The 20,120-nt window shown below is 37.3% G+C and carries 18 protein-coding genes and 1 riboswitch; of the genes, 13 read left to right on the top strand and 5 right to left on the bottom strand.

Annotated elements, in window-relative coordinates; translation table 11 throughout:
- Nucleotides 1-567: hypothetical protein (locus OCL94_RS10445; RefSeq protein ID WP_411268500.1), on the bottom strand; the 567-nt coding region annotated here is incomplete at its 3' end.
- On the opposite strand from OCL94_RS10445, the gene OCL94_RS10440 reads away from it, so the two are divergent.
- From OCL94_RS10440 to OCL94_RS10400, 9 genes are all read left to right on the top strand, one after another.
- The gene (locus OCL94_RS10440; protein ID WP_262996857.1) at nucleotides 536-1,018 is read left to right on the top strand and encodes an LPXTG cell wall anchor domain-containing protein; all 483 of its coding nucleotides are present in this window, start codon (nucleotides 536-538) and stop codon (nucleotides 1,016-1,018) included. The genes OCL94_RS10445 and OCL94_RS10440 overlap by 32 nt on opposite strands.
- A 203-nt stretch (nucleotides 1,019-1,221) precedes the next feature.
- Entirely contained in the window at nucleotides 1,222-2,445 is a 1,224-nt protein-coding gene (secY2, locus tag OCL94_RS10435) for an accessory Sec system protein translocase subunit SecY2 (RefSeq protein WP_262996856.1), read from the top strand.
- A gap of 10 nt (nucleotides 2,446-2,455) precedes the next feature.
- A complete protein-coding gene (asp1, locus tag OCL94_RS10430) occupies nucleotides 2,456-4,006 on the top strand; it encodes an accessory Sec system protein Asp1 (protein WP_262996855.1) in 1,551 nt (516 codons plus the stop codon).
- Nucleotides 3,990-5,525, top strand: a complete 1,536-nt coding sequence (gene asp2 / locus OCL94_RS10425) for an accessory Sec system protein Asp2 (protein WP_262996854.1) — start codon at nucleotides 3,990-3,992, stop codon at nucleotides 5,523-5,525. The genes asp1 and asp2 overlap by 17 nt, the downstream gene beginning before the upstream one ends.
- A 5-nt stretch (nucleotides 5,526-5,530) precedes the next feature.
- Nucleotides 5,531-6,352, top strand: coding sequence for an accessory Sec system protein Asp3 (gene asp3 / locus OCL94_RS10420; RefSeq protein ID WP_262996853.1), 822 nt, complete (start codon nucleotides 5,531-5,533; stop codon nucleotides 6,350-6,352).
- A complete protein-coding gene (secA2, locus tag OCL94_RS10415) occupies nucleotides 6,336-8,717 on the top strand; it encodes an accessory Sec system translocase SecA2 (protein ID WP_262996852.1) in 2,382 nt (793 codons plus the stop codon). The genes asp3 and secA2 overlap by 17 nt, the downstream gene beginning before the upstream one ends.
- Nucleotides 8,718-8,735: 18 nt before the next feature.
- Nucleotides 8,736-10,235, top strand: a complete 1,500-nt coding sequence (gtfA, locus tag OCL94_RS10410; protein ID WP_262996851.1) for an accessory Sec system glycosyltransferase GtfA — start codon at nucleotides 8,736-8,738, stop codon at nucleotides 10,233-10,235.
- A complete protein-coding gene (gtfB, locus tag OCL94_RS10405) occupies nucleotides 10,228-11,550 on the top strand; it encodes an accessory Sec system glycosylation chaperone GtfB (RefSeq protein WP_262996850.1) in 1,323 nt (440 codons plus the stop codon). The genes gtfA and gtfB overlap by 8 nt, the downstream gene beginning before the upstream one ends.
- 101 nt (nucleotides 11,551-11,651) lie before the next feature.
- Nucleotides 11,652-12,287: a CAP domain-containing protein gene (locus OCL94_RS10400; RefSeq protein WP_262996849.1), complete on the top strand. Its 636-nt coding sequence runs from the start codon at nucleotides 11,652-11,654 to the stop codon at nucleotides 12,285-12,287.
- A 113-nt stretch (nucleotides 12,288-12,400) separates the two neighbouring features.
- On the opposite strand, the gene OCL94_RS10395 is transcribed toward OCL94_RS10400, so the two are convergent.
- Complete coding sequence (locus OCL94_RS10395) at nucleotides 12,401-12,667, bottom strand: hypothetical protein (RefSeq protein WP_262996848.1); 267 nt, start codon at nucleotides 12,665-12,667, stop codon at nucleotides 12,401-12,403.
- Between the two features lie 175 nt (nucleotides 12,668-12,842).
- Between OCL94_RS10395 and OCL94_RS10390 the strand changes: the two genes are divergently transcribed.
- Nucleotides 12,843-13,442, top strand: a complete 600-nt coding sequence (locus OCL94_RS10390) for a hypothetical protein (protein ID WP_262996847.1) — start codon at nucleotides 12,843-12,845, stop codon at nucleotides 13,440-13,442.
- A 150-nt stretch (nucleotides 13,443-13,592) separates the two neighbouring features.
- On the opposite strand, the gene OCL94_RS10385 is transcribed toward OCL94_RS10390, so the two are convergent.
- The 3 genes from OCL94_RS10385 to OCL94_RS13240 are packed head-to-tail and all read right to left on the bottom strand — an operon-like array spanning nucleotide 13,593 to nucleotide 16,767.
- On the bottom strand, nucleotides 13,593-14,078 hold the full coding sequence (locus tag OCL94_RS10385) for an S-ribosylhomocysteine lyase (RefSeq protein ID WP_262996846.1): 486 nt from the start codon (nucleotides 14,076-14,078) through the stop codon (nucleotides 13,593-13,595).
- Between the two features lie 20 nt (nucleotides 14,079-14,098).
- On the bottom strand, nucleotides 14,099-15,244 hold the full coding sequence (locus tag OCL94_RS10380) for a bifunctional cystathionine gamma-lyase/homocysteine desulfhydrase (RefSeq protein WP_262996845.1): 1,146 nt from the start codon (nucleotides 15,242-15,244) through the stop codon (nucleotides 14,099-14,101).
- 2 nt (nucleotides 15,245-15,246) lie between these two features.
- On the bottom strand, nucleotides 15,247-16,767 hold the full coding sequence (locus OCL94_RS13240) for a pyridoxal-phosphate dependent enzyme (protein WP_317618559.1): 1,521 nt from the start codon (nucleotides 16,765-16,767) through the stop codon (nucleotides 15,247-15,249).
- 169 nt (nucleotides 16,768-16,936) lie between these two features.
- Here OCL94_RS13240 and OCL94_RS10365 point away from each other — a divergent pair, with 169 nt between their 5' ends.
- The 3 genes from OCL94_RS10365 (at nucleotide 16,937) to OCL94_RS10355 (ending at nucleotide 19,957) form a co-directional block, all read left to right on the top strand.
- Complete coding sequence (locus tag OCL94_RS10365; RefSeq protein WP_262996844.1) at nucleotides 16,937-17,476, top strand: GrpB family protein; 540 nt, start codon at nucleotides 16,937-16,939, stop codon at nucleotides 17,474-17,476.
- A 172-nt stretch (nucleotides 17,477-17,648) separates the two neighbouring features.
- The gene (locus OCL94_RS10360) at nucleotides 17,649-18,323 is read left to right on the top strand and encodes a response regulator transcription factor (protein WP_262996843.1); all 675 of its coding nucleotides are present in this window, start codon (nucleotides 17,649-17,651) and stop codon (nucleotides 18,321-18,323) included.
- Nucleotides 18,320-19,957 carry a HAMP domain-containing sensor histidine kinase gene (locus OCL94_RS10355; RefSeq protein WP_262996842.1) on the top strand — a complete coding sequence of 546 codons (1,638 nt, stop codon included), beginning with the start codon at nucleotides 18,320-18,322 and terminating at the stop codon, nucleotides 19,955-19,957. The genes OCL94_RS10360 and OCL94_RS10355 overlap by 4 nt, the downstream gene beginning before the upstream one ends.
- A gap of 55 nt (nucleotides 19,958-20,012) precedes the next feature.
- Nucleotides 20,013-20,111: riboswitch (SAM riboswitch) on the top strand.
- The last annotated feature ends 9 nt before the right edge of the window (nucleotides 20,112-20,120 follow it).

Here is a 20,120-nt window from a genome sequence, read left to right as displayed (position 1 = left end):
GTTAAGTGCATCAGATTCATTAAGTACATCAGTATCAGCAATGACGAGCACATCGGTATCGAATTCAACATCACTGAGCACGTCGTTATCAGCAAGTACGAGCGCATCAATCAGTGCATCAAATTCATTAAGCACATCATTATCAACAAATACAAGTACATCAGTATCGAATTCAACATCGCTGAGTACGTCAATATCTTTAAGTAATAGTGCATCGACAAGTGCATCAGATTCATTAAGCACATCGTTATCAGCTAATACAAGTACATCAGTATCAAACTCAACATCACTAAGTACGTCAATGTCAACGAGCACAAGTACTTCAATTAGCAATTCAAAAGCAGGCAGTACTGTAAGTTCTGAAGATGTGAGTACATCAGTATCGAATTCAGCATCGTTAAGTACGTCATTATCAGCAAGCACAAGTACATCGACAAGTGCATCGGATTCATTAAGCACATCATTGTCAGCGAATTCAAACGCTTCAGCATCGAATTCAACGTCATTAAGTGATTCGTTATCAGTAAGTACAAGCATGTCGACAAGTGCGTCAGATTCATTAAGCACAAGTACTTCAACAAGTACATCAGACTCATTAAGTACATCATTATCAATGAGCACATCATCATCAGTCAGCATGAGTGAATCGGTACAGCATTCAAACAGTAATTCAGTTGATGAAATACCACAAGAAGGAACATTACCGATTTATATCGTAGATGACGAGCCGACAGATGTTGTGCCACCAACTGAAGGCGCAGAGCCTATAGTAGAAGGTACGCATACAGGAAATCATCATCAACCGGGTGTCATTTCGACAACATCACCAACGCACGTTGGACCAGCACCGTCAGACAGTCATGGTCACTTACCGGTCAATGCGATGGCAGAAAATCCATTGAAATCATTACCGGACACAGGTGAGAAACAATCACTGATTCCTGCAGCTGCAACGTTACTCGTTGGATTAGCATTAATGAAGAAAAAGAAAGAAAAGCAACAAAAAGAAAGTAAATAATAGCGTATTTTAAATATGCAAACGATAGCACAAACACTATAGTGTTTGTGCTATCCTTATAAAAAAAGTAAACTAATAGTAGTTAATAAATTTATTAATGATTGTTTTAATGTATAGTTATTAAATTATTAATACAATCAACGATAAACAATAATTTTTTCTTGAGCGTATTGCTCAAAATCCGTAGTCAAAAGAGGCGTATCGTGGAGCAAAAAAATAATTCTACTAAGCAACTATTTTTAAATCACATCGCACTATTTCGAAGTATCGTATTTACAAGTTTCATACTACTCATCTATATCGTCGGTAGTAACATTTCTTTACTCCCGGCATCAATGACACAAGGGAAATTATCGCACTTTTATAAAATGGCTGCGTCAAACCTCGGTGGAGATTTCACTTTAATCAATATTTTTACACTTGGTTTAGGACCGTGGCTCACTGCGATGTTATTTATTAGTTTGTATCATTTTAAAAATAAAGATGTCGTATTGAAACAGACGAAACGCGAAAAAGATCGCAAAGAAAAAATGTTAATGATGATTATCGCAATCATCCAGGCAGCATTCGTAGCGTATAATTTCTTACCACATAAAAGCTCAGAAATTTTGCATATCGCGTTACTCATGCTCGTATTAATCGCGGGCAGTTTAATGCTCGTCTGGTTAGCAAATCAAAATACGTTATATGGTATAGCAGGTCCTATGCCGATTGTTTGTATTAGCGTCGTCAAGTCTATCTTTAAACAACCCATGATTAACCTACATACAAGTACGTGGGTGTATGTTGCAATCCTATGCGTCATGTTAATCATCGTTACTTGTATTATTTATTTAGAGTTATCAGTATACAAAATTCCATATGTCGATTTATTAAGCATCACTCACCAATTTGCTAAACCTGAAATTACGTGGAAGATCAATCCTGCAGGTAGTTTAGCCGTTATGCTGAGTCTGTCAGTTTTTATCTTATTGAAATATATTGTTGATTTTATTTTAAATATATTACCTGGGAAATTATCACGCTGGAATGTGCTTGAGTTTTCAAATCCTATCGGTATTACAGCTTATATTATTTTGTTATTTTGCCTGAGTTATACGTTATCGATGCTAATGCTTAATCCAGAAGCAAAAGCGAAAGAGTTTCGTCGTAACGGGAACTACTTTATTGGCGTTACACCAGGGGAAGATACTGTGGCATTTTTGAAGCATAAAGCGCATCGTATTTCCATTATCGGATCTACATTTGTTTGTTTCATAATCGGTATACCGTTATTCTGTACGTTGTTATTACCGAACTTATACCAGGAAATATACTTAGCGATACAAATTATCGTGTTAATCTTTATCGGCTTTAATATTAAAGAAACAATCAATACGTATTTATACTTTGATAAATATAAAGCGTTTCTCAATAAATATTGGTAAGGAGCGTATTATGAAATATTTTATACCTGCATGGTACAGTGATGTGTCATGGTGGCGCGATAAGGCGATGCCACATTTTCACCGTAAACAACAGTCTGAGTTTGACGATATGATTAGTTTATTGAATATGTACAAACAACATCAATCAGACTTTCAAGTCATACAGCTGAATTATCACCCTGATTTCAGAAGTTTCATGCATCGCAATCATTTGTATGAAGCACGTTACTGGTCTGTATTTGATGAAATACAAGGATTTACGCATATGACTCCGCAGCCGATTGATTTCACAGATTTAGGGTGGCCAGACGGAACAGAATTTATTTATACGGCGCATTATATAAAAGCAATCGTTAATGCCGACAAATATTATCATGTGTATTTTAATCAGCAAGGCTTTCTCGTATGGGTGGAGTCTTATGAGATGGATGTGCTAGTGCGTCGATATATTTTTGATGATCGTGGTATGTTGTCGTCGATTCGTCTATTTGAATCAGGAGAACAAGTCGAGATTCATTATTTGTCGATTGTAGGCGATACGGTACTCATTGAATACATTGAAAGTGGTAAAGTTGTCGTCACACCAGAATATTATGATTCTTTTAAACGTAACGCATATGATTGTATGAATGATTTGATTGAAGAACGATTTAGTCAGTATGTAAAAGCGCATCTTCATGAAGATGATCAAGTCATCGTTTCCAGTGATGCACGACATAACGATATAATTAAACGTCATACGACCCACACGAAAGTTGCATATTCGCTATTTACAAAGCGCAATGCGATGGATCAGGATATATCAACGTTGCATATTAATCACGCGAAAAAGTGGATCGTAGATACAGAATTTAATGAGCGTAAACTACTGGATTATAAATTTATGTCAGGTTTAGATGTCGATATACTGCGTATTACACCGTTTGATGCGAATGCTATGAAGAGTAAGAGTAACGAAATGTACTATAACTACATCGGTATAATGACGGATGACTTATCACATGATGAACTTGCGGTCATGATGACAGAAATTGAGCACTATTTAAAAGCAAATAAACATGTAAAATTTATGCTGATTTCACGTTCTGCTGATTTGTATCAGGATGTACTACATCGTGAAATGGCACGCATTAATCAATATTTTATAGAACAGGAACGTGATTTTGAAGATTTCATTGCGCAGCAAATTATTGAGAAAGAAAAGATAAAATATAAGCGCGTGCCATTCGAGAAAGATTTACTCGGAGTAATCAATGAACTGAGATTAATCGTTGATTTAAGCGCAATGCCAGATTTATATTTACAAATTAAATCCATCGGTGCGGGAATTCCACAAGTCAACCGCGTACTCACGGATTATATAACGGTCGGTATTAACGGCGTATTAATTGATAAGATGACGGACTTACCATACGCCTTTGATTATTATTTAGGCCAACTGAAACCATGGAATCATGCATACACGCATTCATTACAGCTCGTGGAAAAATATTCTTCGAAAAATATTATAGAATCAATTGATCGTTTTATTGAAGGGGATGCTTATGAAGGGGAAATTTAATGCATTACAAATTGGCTTTAATAATTTAAAAAATGAATTTTCATATGACCCTAAAATAACGTGGCATTTTTTTGATGCTGAAACAATTGAACGCGTACATATGCACGAACAAATTCAATTGCTGAAGAAAGATGTAAAGGCGTTTGATTTAATTTTAGTTGAGGCACCGCATAGTGCTACGATTCAATCGATATTAACCGCGTTTATCACACCATATAACACTGTTGTCGACCATGCTGTTTGGTCAGATGTTTACGAAACGTACGATGTATATAAAAATAATTTCGTATACTATTTCAATTATGACGATCAGGACGAACGACTTAACAAACTTAAGGCAATCAGTCATAGCGGACAATATGGTGATAAACTTGAGCCGAAAGATATTACTGTTAATCCATTGTTTAAAGGGAAAGTGCATTATTTCGGAAACAAATATTTAGTGCTGGAAGATGACTTCGGATCAGACTTTAAACAAGTCGCAACGTGGAAGTTTAATGCGTATTACGAGAAACATCGCGCAACTGAATTGTGGCTTGAATTTGTATTAGAAGAAGACGTGGCAATCGAATATGCGTTCCGTGTCACAGAGCGTACTTCAGGTAAATTGTTATATACATTTGAAGTGAGTGGCGCAGCATTAAATGAACCTGTCTATTTACCGTATCGACCGGATGATGCCCATATTTCAATTTCATTACGTGCAAAGGGTACGGGTATCATAAAGATTGGCGCAATCCATCGTAGGTGGTCGAGATTAGAGTTCGGTGAATTCTTTATGGGGGGTAAACGTTTCAGTGATGATAAACGCGATGAATTTATATACTACTTTCATCCGGGTGATATGAAGCCTCCATTAAACGTGTATTTTAGTGGATATAGAACGGCAGAAGGTTTCGAAGGATTCTTTATGATGAATCGATTTAAAGCACCATTCTTACTTATTGGTGACCCACGTATTGAAGGCGGTGCCTTCTACTTAGGAACGGAACAATATGAACAAGGCATTATCGATGTGATTCAAACGCATTTGAAGTTGTTAAACTTTAGCGATAAAGATTTAATCTTATCAGGTTTATCGATGGGCTCGTTCGGTGCACTTTATTACGGTGCGCAATTAAAGCCGAGTGCTGTTATTGTCGGGAAACCGCTCGTTAGTATCGGAACCGTTGCACATAATATTCGATTATTACGCCCGACCGACTTTGGAACGTCATTAGATGTACTGCTGACGAATAGTGGTGATCTGGACAAACAGGCGATTGATCAGCTGAATCAGAAATTCTGGCAAGTATTTGAACACGAAGATGTCTCAGATGTAACGTTCGGTATTTCGTATATGGAAGATGACGATTATGATTTATATGCATATGATGAATTGTTGAAAGTGCTGAGCCGACAGCATGCAAAAGTCATGGGGCGTGGTATTGCCGGGCGTCATAATGATGATTCTCCGACGATTACGAATTGGTTTGTTAATTTTTATAATATGATATTACAAAGTAAATTTGGGAGATAGATGATATGGATAATAATTTTAATATATACTGGCAGTCCATTAATGCAGCGACGTATATGTATGGCGCCCGTATTTATTTCGATGAAGCTGCCCATTATCATAACCCGCTCGTTCCGGCAGGGACCATCATTCATGCGTGGTATATGACATCTAACTATGACCGTGATCGTGTGATTCCGACGCTGCCGATGTTAATGCAGAATGTCACGTATATTCTAACGGTTGATATGACATGTATACCTGCACAATCGGCATACTTCAAACTGATCATTTATGCGACGGATCATACAGTTATTGAGACACATTTTATTGAAACAGATACGTTTGAGTTTACATATCCTGCCGGTGCATATTCGTATACGTTACAACTTATGAGCGCATCGGCAGAGACGATTACTTTTCGTAAAGTGAATATTAAAATGAAGGATAAACCGTTTGAAGCAGCGGCGATAACATCATGTATGAATCCAGTAGATCAAGCGATTAAGACGTTTATTTTTGAAGAACCGACATCAATGCGTGCTTATAGTTTACAACCTGAGGTCGTTCAACATATTAACAATGTGTATATCGTGCGCCATCATGCATCTTTATCAGAAATACAACAGTATATTCAGCAGTTTCAAAGCGACTGTTGTTTAGTAAGTTATGGCCCACAAGGTAGTCACATTGTACAATCTGTTGCAAGCGCACAGGACGCAATCATTGATTTATTTAATAGCAAACAAATTTCACCGCTACAAAGTGTAGCATCTCAAGCATTTCGTCTTAAAGCTTTAACGAACGCGCGTATTGCAGAAGAGGTGAAACATGTCCAAAATAGCTAATAGTATTAATACCTTTCGTTTACGTCAAGTTCATCGACAACTTGAAGTGATTAACCGTTACAAAGATAAATATCGTGATATGAGTGACAGTGTGTTACAGTCTCAAACAAAAGTGCTACAAGCAAGACATCAGCAAGGTGAAACACTTTCGCAGCTGTTACCTGAAGCGTATGCTGTTATTCGTGAAGCAAGTTTACGTGTGCTCGGCATGTATCCGAAAGATGTCCAAATCATAGGTGCCATCGTACTGCATGAAGGCAATATCGCTGAAATGCAAACGGGCGAAGGAAAGACATTAACAGCGACGTTACCGTTATATTTAAATGCATTAGGCGGTGAACAAGCATATTTAGTTACAACGAACGACTATTTAGCGAAACGAGATTACCTTGAAATGAAACCGTTGTTTGAATGGCTCGGTTTAACTGTATCGCTCGGTTTCGTAGATATTCCAGGATATGAATATAAAAAAGGCGAAAAGAAAGCATTATATGATGCTGACATCATATATACAACGAACGGAAGGCTAGGATTCGACTATTTAATAGATAACCTTGCCGATAGCAAGACAGCGAAATATTTACCTGAATTAAACTACTGTATTATTGATGAAATTGATTCGATTATTCTAGATGCAGCACAAACACCGCTCGTTATTTCCGGAGCGCCGCGTGTGCAATCTAATTTATTTACAATTGTAAAAGAATTCGTCGATACACTAGATGATTCAGATTTTGAACTGGATGAGAAAGAGAAGTATATATGGCTCAAAGAAAGTGGCGTTAAGCGAGCACAACGCTATTTTAATGTGCCGGATTTATATCAGGAACAGTATAAAGGTTTAGTGCGAAATATTAACTTAGCGTTACGTGCGAAGTATTTATTTGAATATAATATTGATTATTTTGTGCATGACGGAGAAGTCGTATTAATCGATCGTATTACAGGACGTATGTTAACTGGGACGAAATTACAGTCAGGATTACACCAGGCGATTGAAGCGAAAGAAGAAATTGAAATATCTAATGATATGAGCGTCATGGCAACGATCACTTTCCAGAATTTATTTAAGCAGTTTGACCGCTTCTCCGGAATGACAGCAACGGGTAAGCTCGGAGAAAGTGAATTCTTTGAACTATATGGTAAACTCGTTGTTCAAATCCCGACGGATCAACCCGTCATTCGTAAAGATTTACAAGACCGTGTATTCATTAATGCGACAGATAAGAATAATGCAATTATCGAGCGTGTATTAACGCTGCATCAACAAGGTAGACCTGTGTTGCTCATTACACGTACAGCGGAGGACGCAGAGTATTTCTCAGAAATTCTTCAGCAATATCAAGTGCCTAATAATTTACTCATTGCTCAAAATGTCGCGAAAGAAGCACAAATGATTGCTGAAGCGGGACATTATGCTGCAGTGACGGTTGCGACAAGTATGGCCGGGCGTGGTACTGATATTCGTTTAACACCTGAAACGCATAAACTGGGTGGTTTAGCAGTAATCATAAATGAACACATGGAGAATAGTCGTGTAGATAAACAGTTACGTGGTCGTTCCGGACGACAAGGTGACCCAGGAAGTTCGCAAATCTATATTTCACTTGAAGATTATTTAGTGAAACGTTGGAGTAACGATCGTCTGATAGAGAATAAACGCATTATGGCAATGTCTCAAAGTGAACTGGAAGAGAGTAATTTACTTAATCGCAAAATCGGCAGTATCGTTGTAAAGGCCCAGACAATCTCAGAAGAGTTTGGTATGATTGCGCGTCAAGTGGCAAATGAATTTGAGAAAAGTATTAGTATGCAGCGTGACATTATTTATAAAGAGCGCGATAAAGTGCTTGCGTTAAATGATATTGCAGCATTTGACTTTGAAGGTCTTGCGCGTGATACGTTTACGCGCTATGTTAATTCGCATCCGAAATTGAGTGAACAAGATTTAATGCAGTATATTTATAAAAATGTCAGCTTTCAGTTTGATGGATCGATACCACAAGACGTTCTGCAGCATAAACGCGACACTGTACAATTTTTAATCTCACTATTTCATCATCAATTACAAGCGAATGAAACGTTAATTAAAGATCCTGCACTATTTTATGAATTTGTTCAGAAAGCGATGCTGAAGGCAATTGATAAAGCCTGGATTAACCAGGTCGATAATTTACAGCAAATTAAAGGTAATGTCGGCAATAAACAAAACGGCCAACGTAATATCATATTTGAGTATCACCGTATGGCACTTGCATCTTTTGATTTAATGACTGAAACAATTAAAGCCAATATGGTGAAAAACTTATGCATGAGTATTGTGACATACGATAAAAAAGGGAATATGCTCGTGCATTTCCCTTAAAAAAGGAGCGTTATGAACATGATTTACAATATCAATTTCGGTATCGGCTGGGCAAGTAGTGGTGTTGAATATGCACAAAGTTATCGTGCAGAATTATTACGTAAAGCGGGATACCCGATGAAATTTGTATTTTTAGATTTCATTTCCGCAGAAAATATACAAACGCTCACATCGAATTTAGGTTATCATGACGATGAAATTATTTGGTTATATCAGTACTTTACAGATACGCGTATTGCACCGACGACGTATACGCTTGAACAAGTACGTCAATCATTGGACGGAGAAGTGACGCATGTAGAGCGTCTCGGTAAGACTGTACGACTACATTACGGGGAAGGTAGCTTTGCGACGTGTTATTTAAAGCATGCTGATCAGGATTATGTTGATCGTGTAGAACTTGTGTCGAAAGGCAAGCTGATACGTAAAGATTATTATTCTTATACGTTACTTTACTCGGAGTATTACTATCCAAAAGAAGAACGTGCGACGCTTGTTTCCCGTGTATTCTACAACGAAGATGGCAGTGTGGCGTATACGGAATATGTAAATGGCGATGACGCTATATTTAAGATCAATGGCTTAGTATTAAACGGTAAAATGGCATTTGTTGATTATTTCATGCAGTCATTACAAACGACACGAGAAGATATCGTGATAATCGATCGCGCTACACATTTAGGACAAGCATTGTTCCGTCATGTGAAACCCGCGAAGTTAGGTGTTGTGATCCATGCGGAACACTTTAGTGAAAATGCAACAACAGCGGAAACAATTCTGTGGAATAATCATTATGAATATCAGTTTAAACATGCACATCTCGTAGATTTCTTTATAACAGCGACAGACATTCAGGCGGATATATTACGCAAGCAATTTGAACAATATGAACAGATTTCACCTGCAATTTATACGATTCCTGTTGGTAGTTTAAAAGAGCTGACGAAAAGTAAACATCGAAAGCCGTATGCGGTGATGACGGCATCGCGACTCGCGAGTGAAAAACATATTGATTGGTTGATTCGTGCCGTTGTACTTGCTAAACAACATGTGTCAGAACTGACATTTGATATATATGGTGAAGGTGGCGAACGTGCCCGTCTGACACAGTTAGTCCGTGAGCTCAATGCGTCTGACTATATTACATTTAAAGGACACGTCCATTTACAGAAAGTATATCGTGACTATACATTGTTCTTAACAGGTTCAACGAGTGAAGGTTTCGGTCTGACATTGATGGAAGCGGTCGGTTCAGGTCTTGCAATGATAGGGCTGGATGTGAATTACGGAAACCCGACGTTTATCGATCAAGGAAAGAATGGTTATTTAATTCCTTATGCTGATGTAAAGGAACAAAATGAACAATTAATTCAAGCATATGTTCAGGCTATTATTCAGTATTTTGAAGGGGATACGAAGGCGTTTCATAAACATTCATATCACATTGCGAGTGCTTTTAAATCGACAGTCATTCAACAGAAATGGATAGATTTAATCGAGGAGGTTCAACATGATTAGTTTATTTGAACGGTTTGATGTGAATAGTAAAGCGCTCTATCATTCATTGAAATTTGCTGAAGTGAATGCATTAACGGTTGTACTGGAAGATGACGGTTTCCTAAATCGAGATATCATTTCACCGTATCAGTTTTTTAGTGATACTCCGCGAGAAAGTGGTCATGGTTTATACTTTAACCAGTTACCTGTCCCCGAATATGTTGAAATCGAAGGAAATAACAATGCAGCGTTTGTAAAAGATATGGGACGTATAGTAGCCAATATTCATTTCAAGCAAGATGTAGGGATGCGTATTATTAGTCATGTCGACTGGATTAAAGACAATGGACAAGTTTATGTGACGGAATATTATCATCAGCTTGGCTTTAAATATTGCGAAGTCGATTATGATGAGCATCAACGTCCGGCCGTAAGACGATACTTTAATGCACAAGGACAAGAAGTTATATTAGAGCAATTGCTAACGAATGACTGCATATTGAATTGGCAAGGAAAAACGTATATGTTTGATAGTAAGCTGAACTTTTACGCATTCTTTATGCATGCGTTAAATGGCGCAAATGAAAAATTTATCATCAATACGTTAGCAATGCCGTTATCTATTTTATTAAAACTGGAATCAAATCATGAAGCAATCGTCTTCTTTCAGGAAACGATTGGTGAGGCACTGCCAGGCAATATGACGTATATACTAGAACAACAGACGAAACGTAAATTTAAAGTGGTTATTCCAGATGAAGCAACATTTGAGCAGGCGAAGCGCATTGCATCACCGCTTGCACAAGCAAGTATTGTGCAGTCGGGTTACTTATATCGTTACCAACAGCCTCCAAAACATGTGAAAGAAGCAGTTATCTTAACGAACTCAGATCAAATTGCACATTTAGAGCTGATTGTTAAAGCATTACCGGAACTGCATATTCATATTGCTGCAGTGACTGAAATGTCGACGAAGCTTACACAATTTGAGCGCTATCGTAATGTTGCGTTATATCCGAATGCGAATCTCGATAAAATACGTTCGTTATATGAACGTTGCAGTTATTATTTAGATATTAATGATGGGAATGAAATTCATAACGCTGTCCGTTCAGCATATGACTATAATCATGTGATCTTTGGTTATCAGGAAGTAGCACATAATCAACGATTTACAGCGCCAGCACACCTCTATCGTAAAGATGCAATCGAACAGTTGATTGGAGATTTACGTAATGCGATGGCAGACCCTGTTACGTATGAAGATTGCCTGAAAGCACAACGCAAAGCAGCGAACGAAGTGACGCCACAAATGTTTGTTGCAAGTATGGATTAATTAATAAATTAAAATGATAAGATAAATCGTAAGAAAAAGGGTATTTTTATTCTTTTGTGTGGTATAATAATGACGATTAAATAATATATAGGGAGACTTTTATGAAAACAAAATTACTTTTAGCTTCTTCTTTACTTTTATTACCGGTTGTATCTGTACAAAGCGAGCAAGCACATGCTGCAGAAGTGTCTGTGATAAAAAGTGAATCAGATGTATCAAAATATAATAAAGCGCTGAACAGTACAGAAAAGACAGCATTAACACAACGTATGGTTGATCAGTTTAATGCGGGTAGAATCCTCGATATGAAAAAAGTAAATATCGAGTTTATTAAACATATTAATGCCGATCGTAAGAGAAGTGGCGTTGCGCCTATTGCCTATAATCCAAAGTTACAGGCGGGAGCAAATCAACGTGCACAAGAAATGGCAGCAACGAAAGTATTTAGTCATTATCGTCCAAATGGCACGTTATTCAATACAGTATTTCAACCGGAAATTCGTAAAAGTGTAAAAGCTGAGAACGCGTTATTTACTTACTATAATGGCAATGCGTATACACTTGTTTCAGAAAAGTATATCGCACAACGCTTATACAATCAGTGGTACAAATCACCATCACACCGTAAAAACATGTTAAATAAATTATTCAAAGGCACAGCAATCTCATTTAAATATTCAAAAGTAACCGGATCGAAGTACACTTATGGATATGCTGTCCAAGTGATTAATAAGTAGAAGACAACGTTTAGAGAGATTGTCGAACGGGCGTTCAGCCCTTATCTTAAATGTAATCGCCCGTAAATCTCATAGAGATTTACGGGCGATTACTTTACGCTTCTCTTCGTTTACTAAATCACTTGTCGTTCTATGGCTCTTAATGTATTAAAGAAGTCCATGATTTCATCGAAATGCTGACCGCGATGTTTATAATGATATTCAATAAAATATATTGCATCAGCCAGCTTTTGAGGTAAATCGTACTGGATACTCATATTCGACTTAAATCGTTTGAATTCCACATACGAAATTTCATCTTTGTATCTATTATATAAATCGATGGATTCTTCTAAACCATATGACATAATTAAATTTAAACGTTCTTTTTCTGTAAACATATCATCAACTCCATGTTAGACATATTACACTATCAATGTTGATGTATAATAAATTTAAAGTAAATTATCTGTAAATTGTTGAGATGCATTTTTAGTATAGATTTTATATTTTTTTGCATAGCCTATAAAGAAAAGGGTATATTGATTAAAACATGAATTTAAAGGGGACATCAATATGAAATGTAACTGTAAAAAGTCAATCGGTGCGTTTGTGTTCGTTGCAGCAAGTGGCGCGCTTTATTATTTCTTAACACAAAAACAAAACCAAAATAATGAAGTACAATCTTTGATAGAAAATGATGATAAGAAGAAAAGTGTGAATGTTGAACTTGTAAAGCCAGAACCAACACCGCCAGAATCAGTTGGTAAAGAGTTTCATATGCCACACTTTATGGTGAAGAATTTAGTCGTGACACCAAATGATAATGGCGTTGCATTTAGGTTGGATTATCGTATTGATCGCGTGCTTTATAACTATTTAATGCATAATACGCCACATTACCGTTTCAGATTTACTTTACCAAGTGAGCTTAAACCTTACTTTGAAGGAAATGGCACGGCGAAGATGTTAGGTGAAGTTGTTTACGGTACAGGCGAGAAATCAGACTATAGTGTTACATTTAACTATAAGAAAAACGACGATATTGAAAGTAGTAAAATGTACGAAATTACTGAAACGACAGGCCCATATCATTTAGATATCGTGGATGAACAGTTAAAAGTATTAAATGAATATGACGATGTATACGCAGCAGCGAATTTAATCCGATTTTAGTGAGAAGAGAACACCATAACTGATGTTGTGGTGTTTTTTAATTCGTAGAGGCCGTTTCTAGCAAGTGCCCAAGTAGAGATGAACATGGTCACTTCCTAGTACCGATGGATAAAAAAAAGCCACCCTCAAAGGGTGACCTAAAAAGAAATTCTATTCTGCTGGCGCTTTACCTTCCTGGTAAATGTTTCTCCAACCGTCTTTCTTGCTTAACATTTCTTTCGCAATTGCTTGCGCACCTTCTAAAGAATGGCTTGCTGCCCAGCCGCATTGTACTTCGTTACAAGCTGGTACTTCAGTCGCTGCTAATACGTCGTTTAACGTTTTCTCTAACACGACTAACACATCTTCATAGTCATCATGATTGATAAGTGATAGGTAGAATCCTGTCTGGCAGCCCATCGGAGATAAATCGACAACTTTCTCTGTATGATTTCGGATGTTCTCTGCCATTAAATGTTCCAGTGAATGCAATGCTGGCATTTCCATATGTTCTTTATTCGGTTGTTTGAATCGAATATCGTATTTATGAATCACGTCTCCGTGCACACCTTCTTTAAGTCCTGCTAAGCGAACAAATGGTGCATCCACGATTGTATGATCTAAGTTAAAGCTTTCTACGTTCATTTTTTGAGTCATGATAAAGCCCCCCGAAAAAATTATTTAAGTAGTTCAAATCCTGCTTTTAAATCTTCTAATAAGTCTTCGCTATCTTCAATCCCTACTGAAATACGTACTAACCCATCCGTAATACCTAATTCTAAACGGCGTTCACGTGGAATAGATGCGTGTGTCATCTGACTTGGTACTGAGATTAAACTTTCAACGGCACCTAAAGATTCAGCTAATGTAAAGTATTTTAAAGATTTCACTAATAATTCAGCGTTTTCTTTTGAACCGACATCAAATGAAATCATACCGCCATAACCTGATGCTTGTCCTTCATGAATCGCTTTACGCTCAGCATCTAATAATGATGGGTGGAATACTTTAGATACTTTATCGTTATTCGTTAAGTAATCAACGATTTGCATTGTTGTCTTTTCAGTTTGTTCCATACGCAATGCTAAAGTTTTAATGCCACGTACAAGTAAGAAACTATCTTGAGGTCCTAATATACCCCCAACAGAGTTTTGGATGAAGTGGATTTGTTCTGATAATTCTGGTGTACGAGAGACTAATAATCCAGCAACTACGTCACTATGCCCACCGATATATTTCGTTGCTGAGTGCAGCACGATATCAATACCTAAATCAATTGGATTCTGGAAGTATGGCGTCATGAATGTGTTATCTACAACTGAAATTAAGTTGTTCGCTTGTGCAATTTCAACCATTGCGCGAATGTCTGTAACATTTAATAGTGGATTCGTTGGTGTTTCAATGTATAACATTTTTGTTTCTGGTGTAATGGCTGCTTTAACCGCTTCAACGTCTGTCGTATCAACGAATGTTGACTTAATGCCGATACGATCAAACACTTTCGTAAATACGCGGTATGTTCCGCCGTACACGTCACTACCAACCACAATATGGTCGCCAGCGTTTAATAACATGATAACTGTAGATACGGCAGCCATACCTGAACCGAAAGCGAAGCCTTCATGACCATGTTCAAGGTCAGCGATTAATGTTTCTAACGCTGTACGAGTCGGGTTCTTTGTACGAGAATATTCATACCCTTGACGTAAATTTCCAATACCGTCTTGTTTATACGTACTTGTTTGGTAAATTGGTGTGTTCACTGATCCTGTAAATGAGTCTGTTGTTTGACCACCATGGATCATCATTGTTTTTTTCTTCATTGTTATTCTCCTTCGATATTAAATATTTCTTTTGATAAGTAACGATCGCTTGCATCTGGAAAGATCACGACGATGTTCTGATGCGTAAAGTGTTGTTGTTGATTCAGTGCAGCTTGAAGTGCTGCACCAGATGAACTACCTTGCATTAGCCCTTCTAGTTTAGCAAGTTCTGATACTTTAGTAAAAGCATCCACATCAGAAATCGTTTCAACCGCGTCAATCAAGTCTTTCGATAAGAACGTAGGCCATGCTTCAACACCGATTCCTTCTGTTCTATGACTACCTGACTCACCACCTGCAAGAATAGAGCCTTCAGGTTCAACAATCACTTTATGTGCGTCTTTAAAGTAGTGCGCGAGTCCTGTGAATGTACCGCCTGAGCCTGCACCTGCAACGATCATATCGACGCGACCTACGTCAGCAATAATTTCATTGGCAAGACCTTCATAACTCGATGGATTATCAGCAGATTCAAATTGATTCGTAAAAAATGCGCCTGTTTCATTTGCATATTTCAACGCTTCCTCGCGCGCGAAGAGCATGCCTTTCTCTGTTGGTGTATTAATAATTTCAGCACCTAATGCACGCATTATGCTTTGCTTTTCTACACTAAATTTCTCCGGCACATATACGCGTAGCTTTAAATCAAATTTCTGGCACACAAGTGCTAATCCAATACCAGTATTGCCTGCAGTTGCTTCAACAACTAAACCGTTCTTTATGTCGCCACGTGCCATTGCTTTCGTAATAATATTAAAGCCTAAACGATCTTTAACTGAGCCACCTAAATTATAGTTCTCTAATTTTGCGAAGATACGATTCCCTTCGTTTAATGGAAATGCCGTAATTTCTACAAGCGGTGTATTGCCGATTAAATCAAATGGCTTCTTTACAGTCTTCTTCTTTAAAATTTGCAAATGCGCAAATCGATTAAGCTGTGTTGCTTCGTAATCAAATCCGTTACGGATCGCCATGGCAGCCATCGTTTCTTTTAAAGGGTAGTACTCACGATTTAAATCTTCGACTAAATTGTTGAATTCACGCTCTTTATAATAAGCGATTATTTCATCTTTTTCTTCCTGTGAATTAAATACGGTGTCTAAAATAATGACGCGGCCATCTTCATTTAATAACTCAGCATATTTACCTAGAGCAATATCTTTCTCGATATCTGTTAAATGATGAAACGCAAATGATGAGATAAAAGTATCTGTCATCTGAGGGTCAAAACTTAAGAAGTCTCCACGTTCAAATGTAATGCCAGTCTTCTGTTCACCTATCTCAGCCATTTCTGCACTTGGTTCAATCGCACGCACGTTTAATCCTTTGTTTAACAAATAACGTGTTAAGTTACCAGTACCTGGTCCAAATTCTACAACAGCGCCTTGAGCATGTTTCACTGCCTGCTCAATCATAAATTCGTAATTCATAAAAACATCTTTATATTCAGGGTTCTGACCCGAAACGAAATTATCGTATTCAGTAGCCCAATCTTTAAAAATATCCATAAAAGGTAAAGTCATTTACAATTCGCTCCTATGTCAGTGTCAAATTTGTTCGAATTAATCATATCGGTAAACTCGGAATTAATAATAACACGGGGTTGTGGATAATACAATAAAATAGTTTGTGAACGACGTCACAATAGGGTATAATATTACTATTATATTAGTTTGGGAAGCTGGTGACGATATGAAGAGGATTGTTGTTTTACCGTACGATAGCATTTGGCAGCACTTGTATTTAGATGAAAGCAGGAAGTTAAAAACTGTATTAAAAGAGCATGTCCAGTCGATTCAGCATATCGGCTCAACAGCAGTACCAGGTATGTACGCGAAACCGATTATTGATATGATGCTGATTACGAAAAGTATTGTACTTTTTGAAGCGCAACACCAGCTTTTGATGCAATTAGGCTATGAACGCGTAGCATCTGAATTTAAAAACAGTCTTCAATATGTAAAGCGTGTTTCAGGTGATCGCACGCATCAACTTTATATCTTTGAAGCACATCACGAAAAAGTATTAGAAATGAGTGCGATGACTGCGTACTTAAATTATTATCCGAGTGAAATGGAACGCTATAACGGTGTGAAACGTGAATTAGCAAAGTTATATCCATTTGAAGTTGCGGCGTATGAACAATCTAAATTGATATTCGTCACTGTTATGACCGTCAAAGCGGTAGACTGGTATGTTGCACGACTGGATGAACAGAAAATTTCGATATGAGCTGAATAGTAATACTGAAACACCCATCAAATTGAATGATAGTTTGATGGGTGTTGTGTTAAATCTAAGTTATATATCATTAAAATACGATATTATTTTTTCATTATGCGAATGATACAAATATTTGTTATTATTACTATAATACAAACATTTGTAAATAAGGAGTAATCGTATGCCATCCATTTTAATTGTAGAAGATGAACTTGAAATTGCAGAATTAATTAAGTTTATACTGATGCGCGAAGGGTTTGACAGAGTACAAATCGCGGCGACGTTTTCAGAAGGTAAGGCAATGATTACATCAGCGTTTGATGCGTATTTATTAGATATTAATTTAGGTGATGGCTCAGGCTATGATTTAGGTCAGGCTATCCGTGAAATGACAGATGCGCCCATTATTTATGTATCAGCGAATACGCAGGATCGCGATAAGATTAAAGGCTTTCAAAATGGGGCAGATGACTATATTACGAAACCATTCAATCCAATGGAACTCGCTGCACGTGTGAAAGTAAACGTTGCAAGGTATTTAAAGACGAAAGGTCAGACGAATACTTTATACGCATTTGATGAACGCAATGCGGAACTGGTCGTAGGAAATAAGACATATACATTATCAGGGAAGCAATATTTATTAATGCAATATTTATACGAACATCGTGATGAAATTTGTACGAAAGAGCAAATTTATGAAGCAGTATGGGAGAATCAGTTTGTAGACGATAATACTGTCATGGTGCATATACGAAAGTTAAGAGAAAAGTTAGAACGTGATCCGAGCCACCCTGAAATATTAGTGACAGCGCGTCGTATCGGTTACATTTTAAAGTCCGGTGAACGTCAATGAATATCAGCAATAAATTTATGATGCGTTTCATCCGTTATTTTTTATTGTTTTATTTTTCGATTACGTTCATGATATGTGCGTTTTTTGTTTACTTTTTATTTACGACGGAACTGGATTTCTTTGAACAGGATTTACAAAGTGTCGATTCGATTACGATGAGTGAATATATGCAGGTCAATGGTGATAAAGTTAAACCAGCAAATAAACTCATTAATTTCGTCAAGCAAACAGACGGTGTACTTATCGTCATGAATAAAGCACATCAAGTCATTTATAATTCGGATAAACAGTTTCAACTTAAACCGCTTAATACGTATCGCTCTGACGAATTTTCGACGTGGGCATTGGCTGACGGCAAGCAAGTCATTTATATACAGAACAGTGTGTTAAATGAAGCGCGTCGCCAACTGGAGCACGACGAGAGTCATGCGCAGGACTATTTGAATCAACATCACTTATCGCTATTTGTTGCTGATAAGACGAACTTGAAGAAGCTATCCGGGGAGTTTGATGAAGATGTAGTGAATAACGCGATCTTTGAACATAAAAATCACGACAATTTCCAGCAGTATTTCTTCGTTACATTTTATAAAGATGGTAAAAATTATTACGTAATTCAAAAAAATAACCAACCTGAAGATACGAAAGCAATCTTTGCTGAAAACAGTTATTTATACGATAAAGATTTTATGAGTGTCGTTAAAAACTTCTTAATATGGTATGGTTGGTTGAATTTATTTGTGCTCGCTGCAATATTGTTATTATCATTTTTAATTGGAAATCGTCTGGCACAACCATTAAGACATTACTCAAGATGGGTGGAGCATCTCGCCAAAGGTGATTATGCCGTACTTAACAATGATAAAGTATATAAGAACGGTCGTTTGCGTCGTAAATATCGCATGTATAGCTCGATTGACGATGCGATAGCGAAGTTGACGGGGAAACTTGCGGATGATAAAGACTATCAAAGTAAGATGAATGTTCAACGTGAAAACTGGGTGCGTGGCATAACACATGATTTAAAGACACCGCTTAGTTCAATATATGGCTATGCAAAGTTGTTAAACAGTGGTATGCCGCTGGAAGCAGCAGAGAAAAAGAAATTTATGGCGATCATTGAAGATAAAGCATTATACATCGACCAATTGCTGAAAGATTTAAATATGGTATATCAATTAAAGAGTGACGGTATTCAATTTCATACGGAAGAAACATGCTTGAAATCATATATTGAATCGTTCGTTGCGCAATATGGCAATAAAGGTTTAAGCTATGTGCATCAGGAAAATGCGACGATTCATATTGATGCGTCGCGTATGGACCGTGTGTTAACGAATATCGTATCGAACAGCTTCACGCATAATTTAAATGTAGAAGTGTGGATTAATACTTATATGAATGGGCATAATGCAGTCATTGAAATAGCAGATAACGGTCAAGGGATTCCACAAGAAGATTTAGAACATATCTTCGAACAGTTCTATCGTGGCAAGAAGACGAACGAACACCATAATGGTAGTGGTCTAGGACTCTCGGTGGCGAAAGAAATTGTAGAATTGCATGACGGGACGATTGACGTCGTCAGTTCGGAAGCCGGGACGAAGTTTTTAATTACTTTACCTGCGAAATAAAAAGTATATTTGACAGAATATATAGAAAACTATATAGTTAGTATTAAATTCAATACTATTATCAAGACGGATTGAGGGAGAGGCCCGATGACATCCAGCAACCTGCGATTTTCGTAAGGTGCTAATTCCTACAGCAACAGCTGACAGATAAGAACGTGAAGAC

Source organism: Macrococcus capreoli (genome assembly GCF_025628935.1).
GTDB lineage: Bacteria > Bacillota > Bacilli > Staphylococcales > Staphylococcaceae > Macrococcoides > Macrococcoides capreoli.
This window is presented reverse-complemented; position numbering and strand designations above follow the sequence as displayed.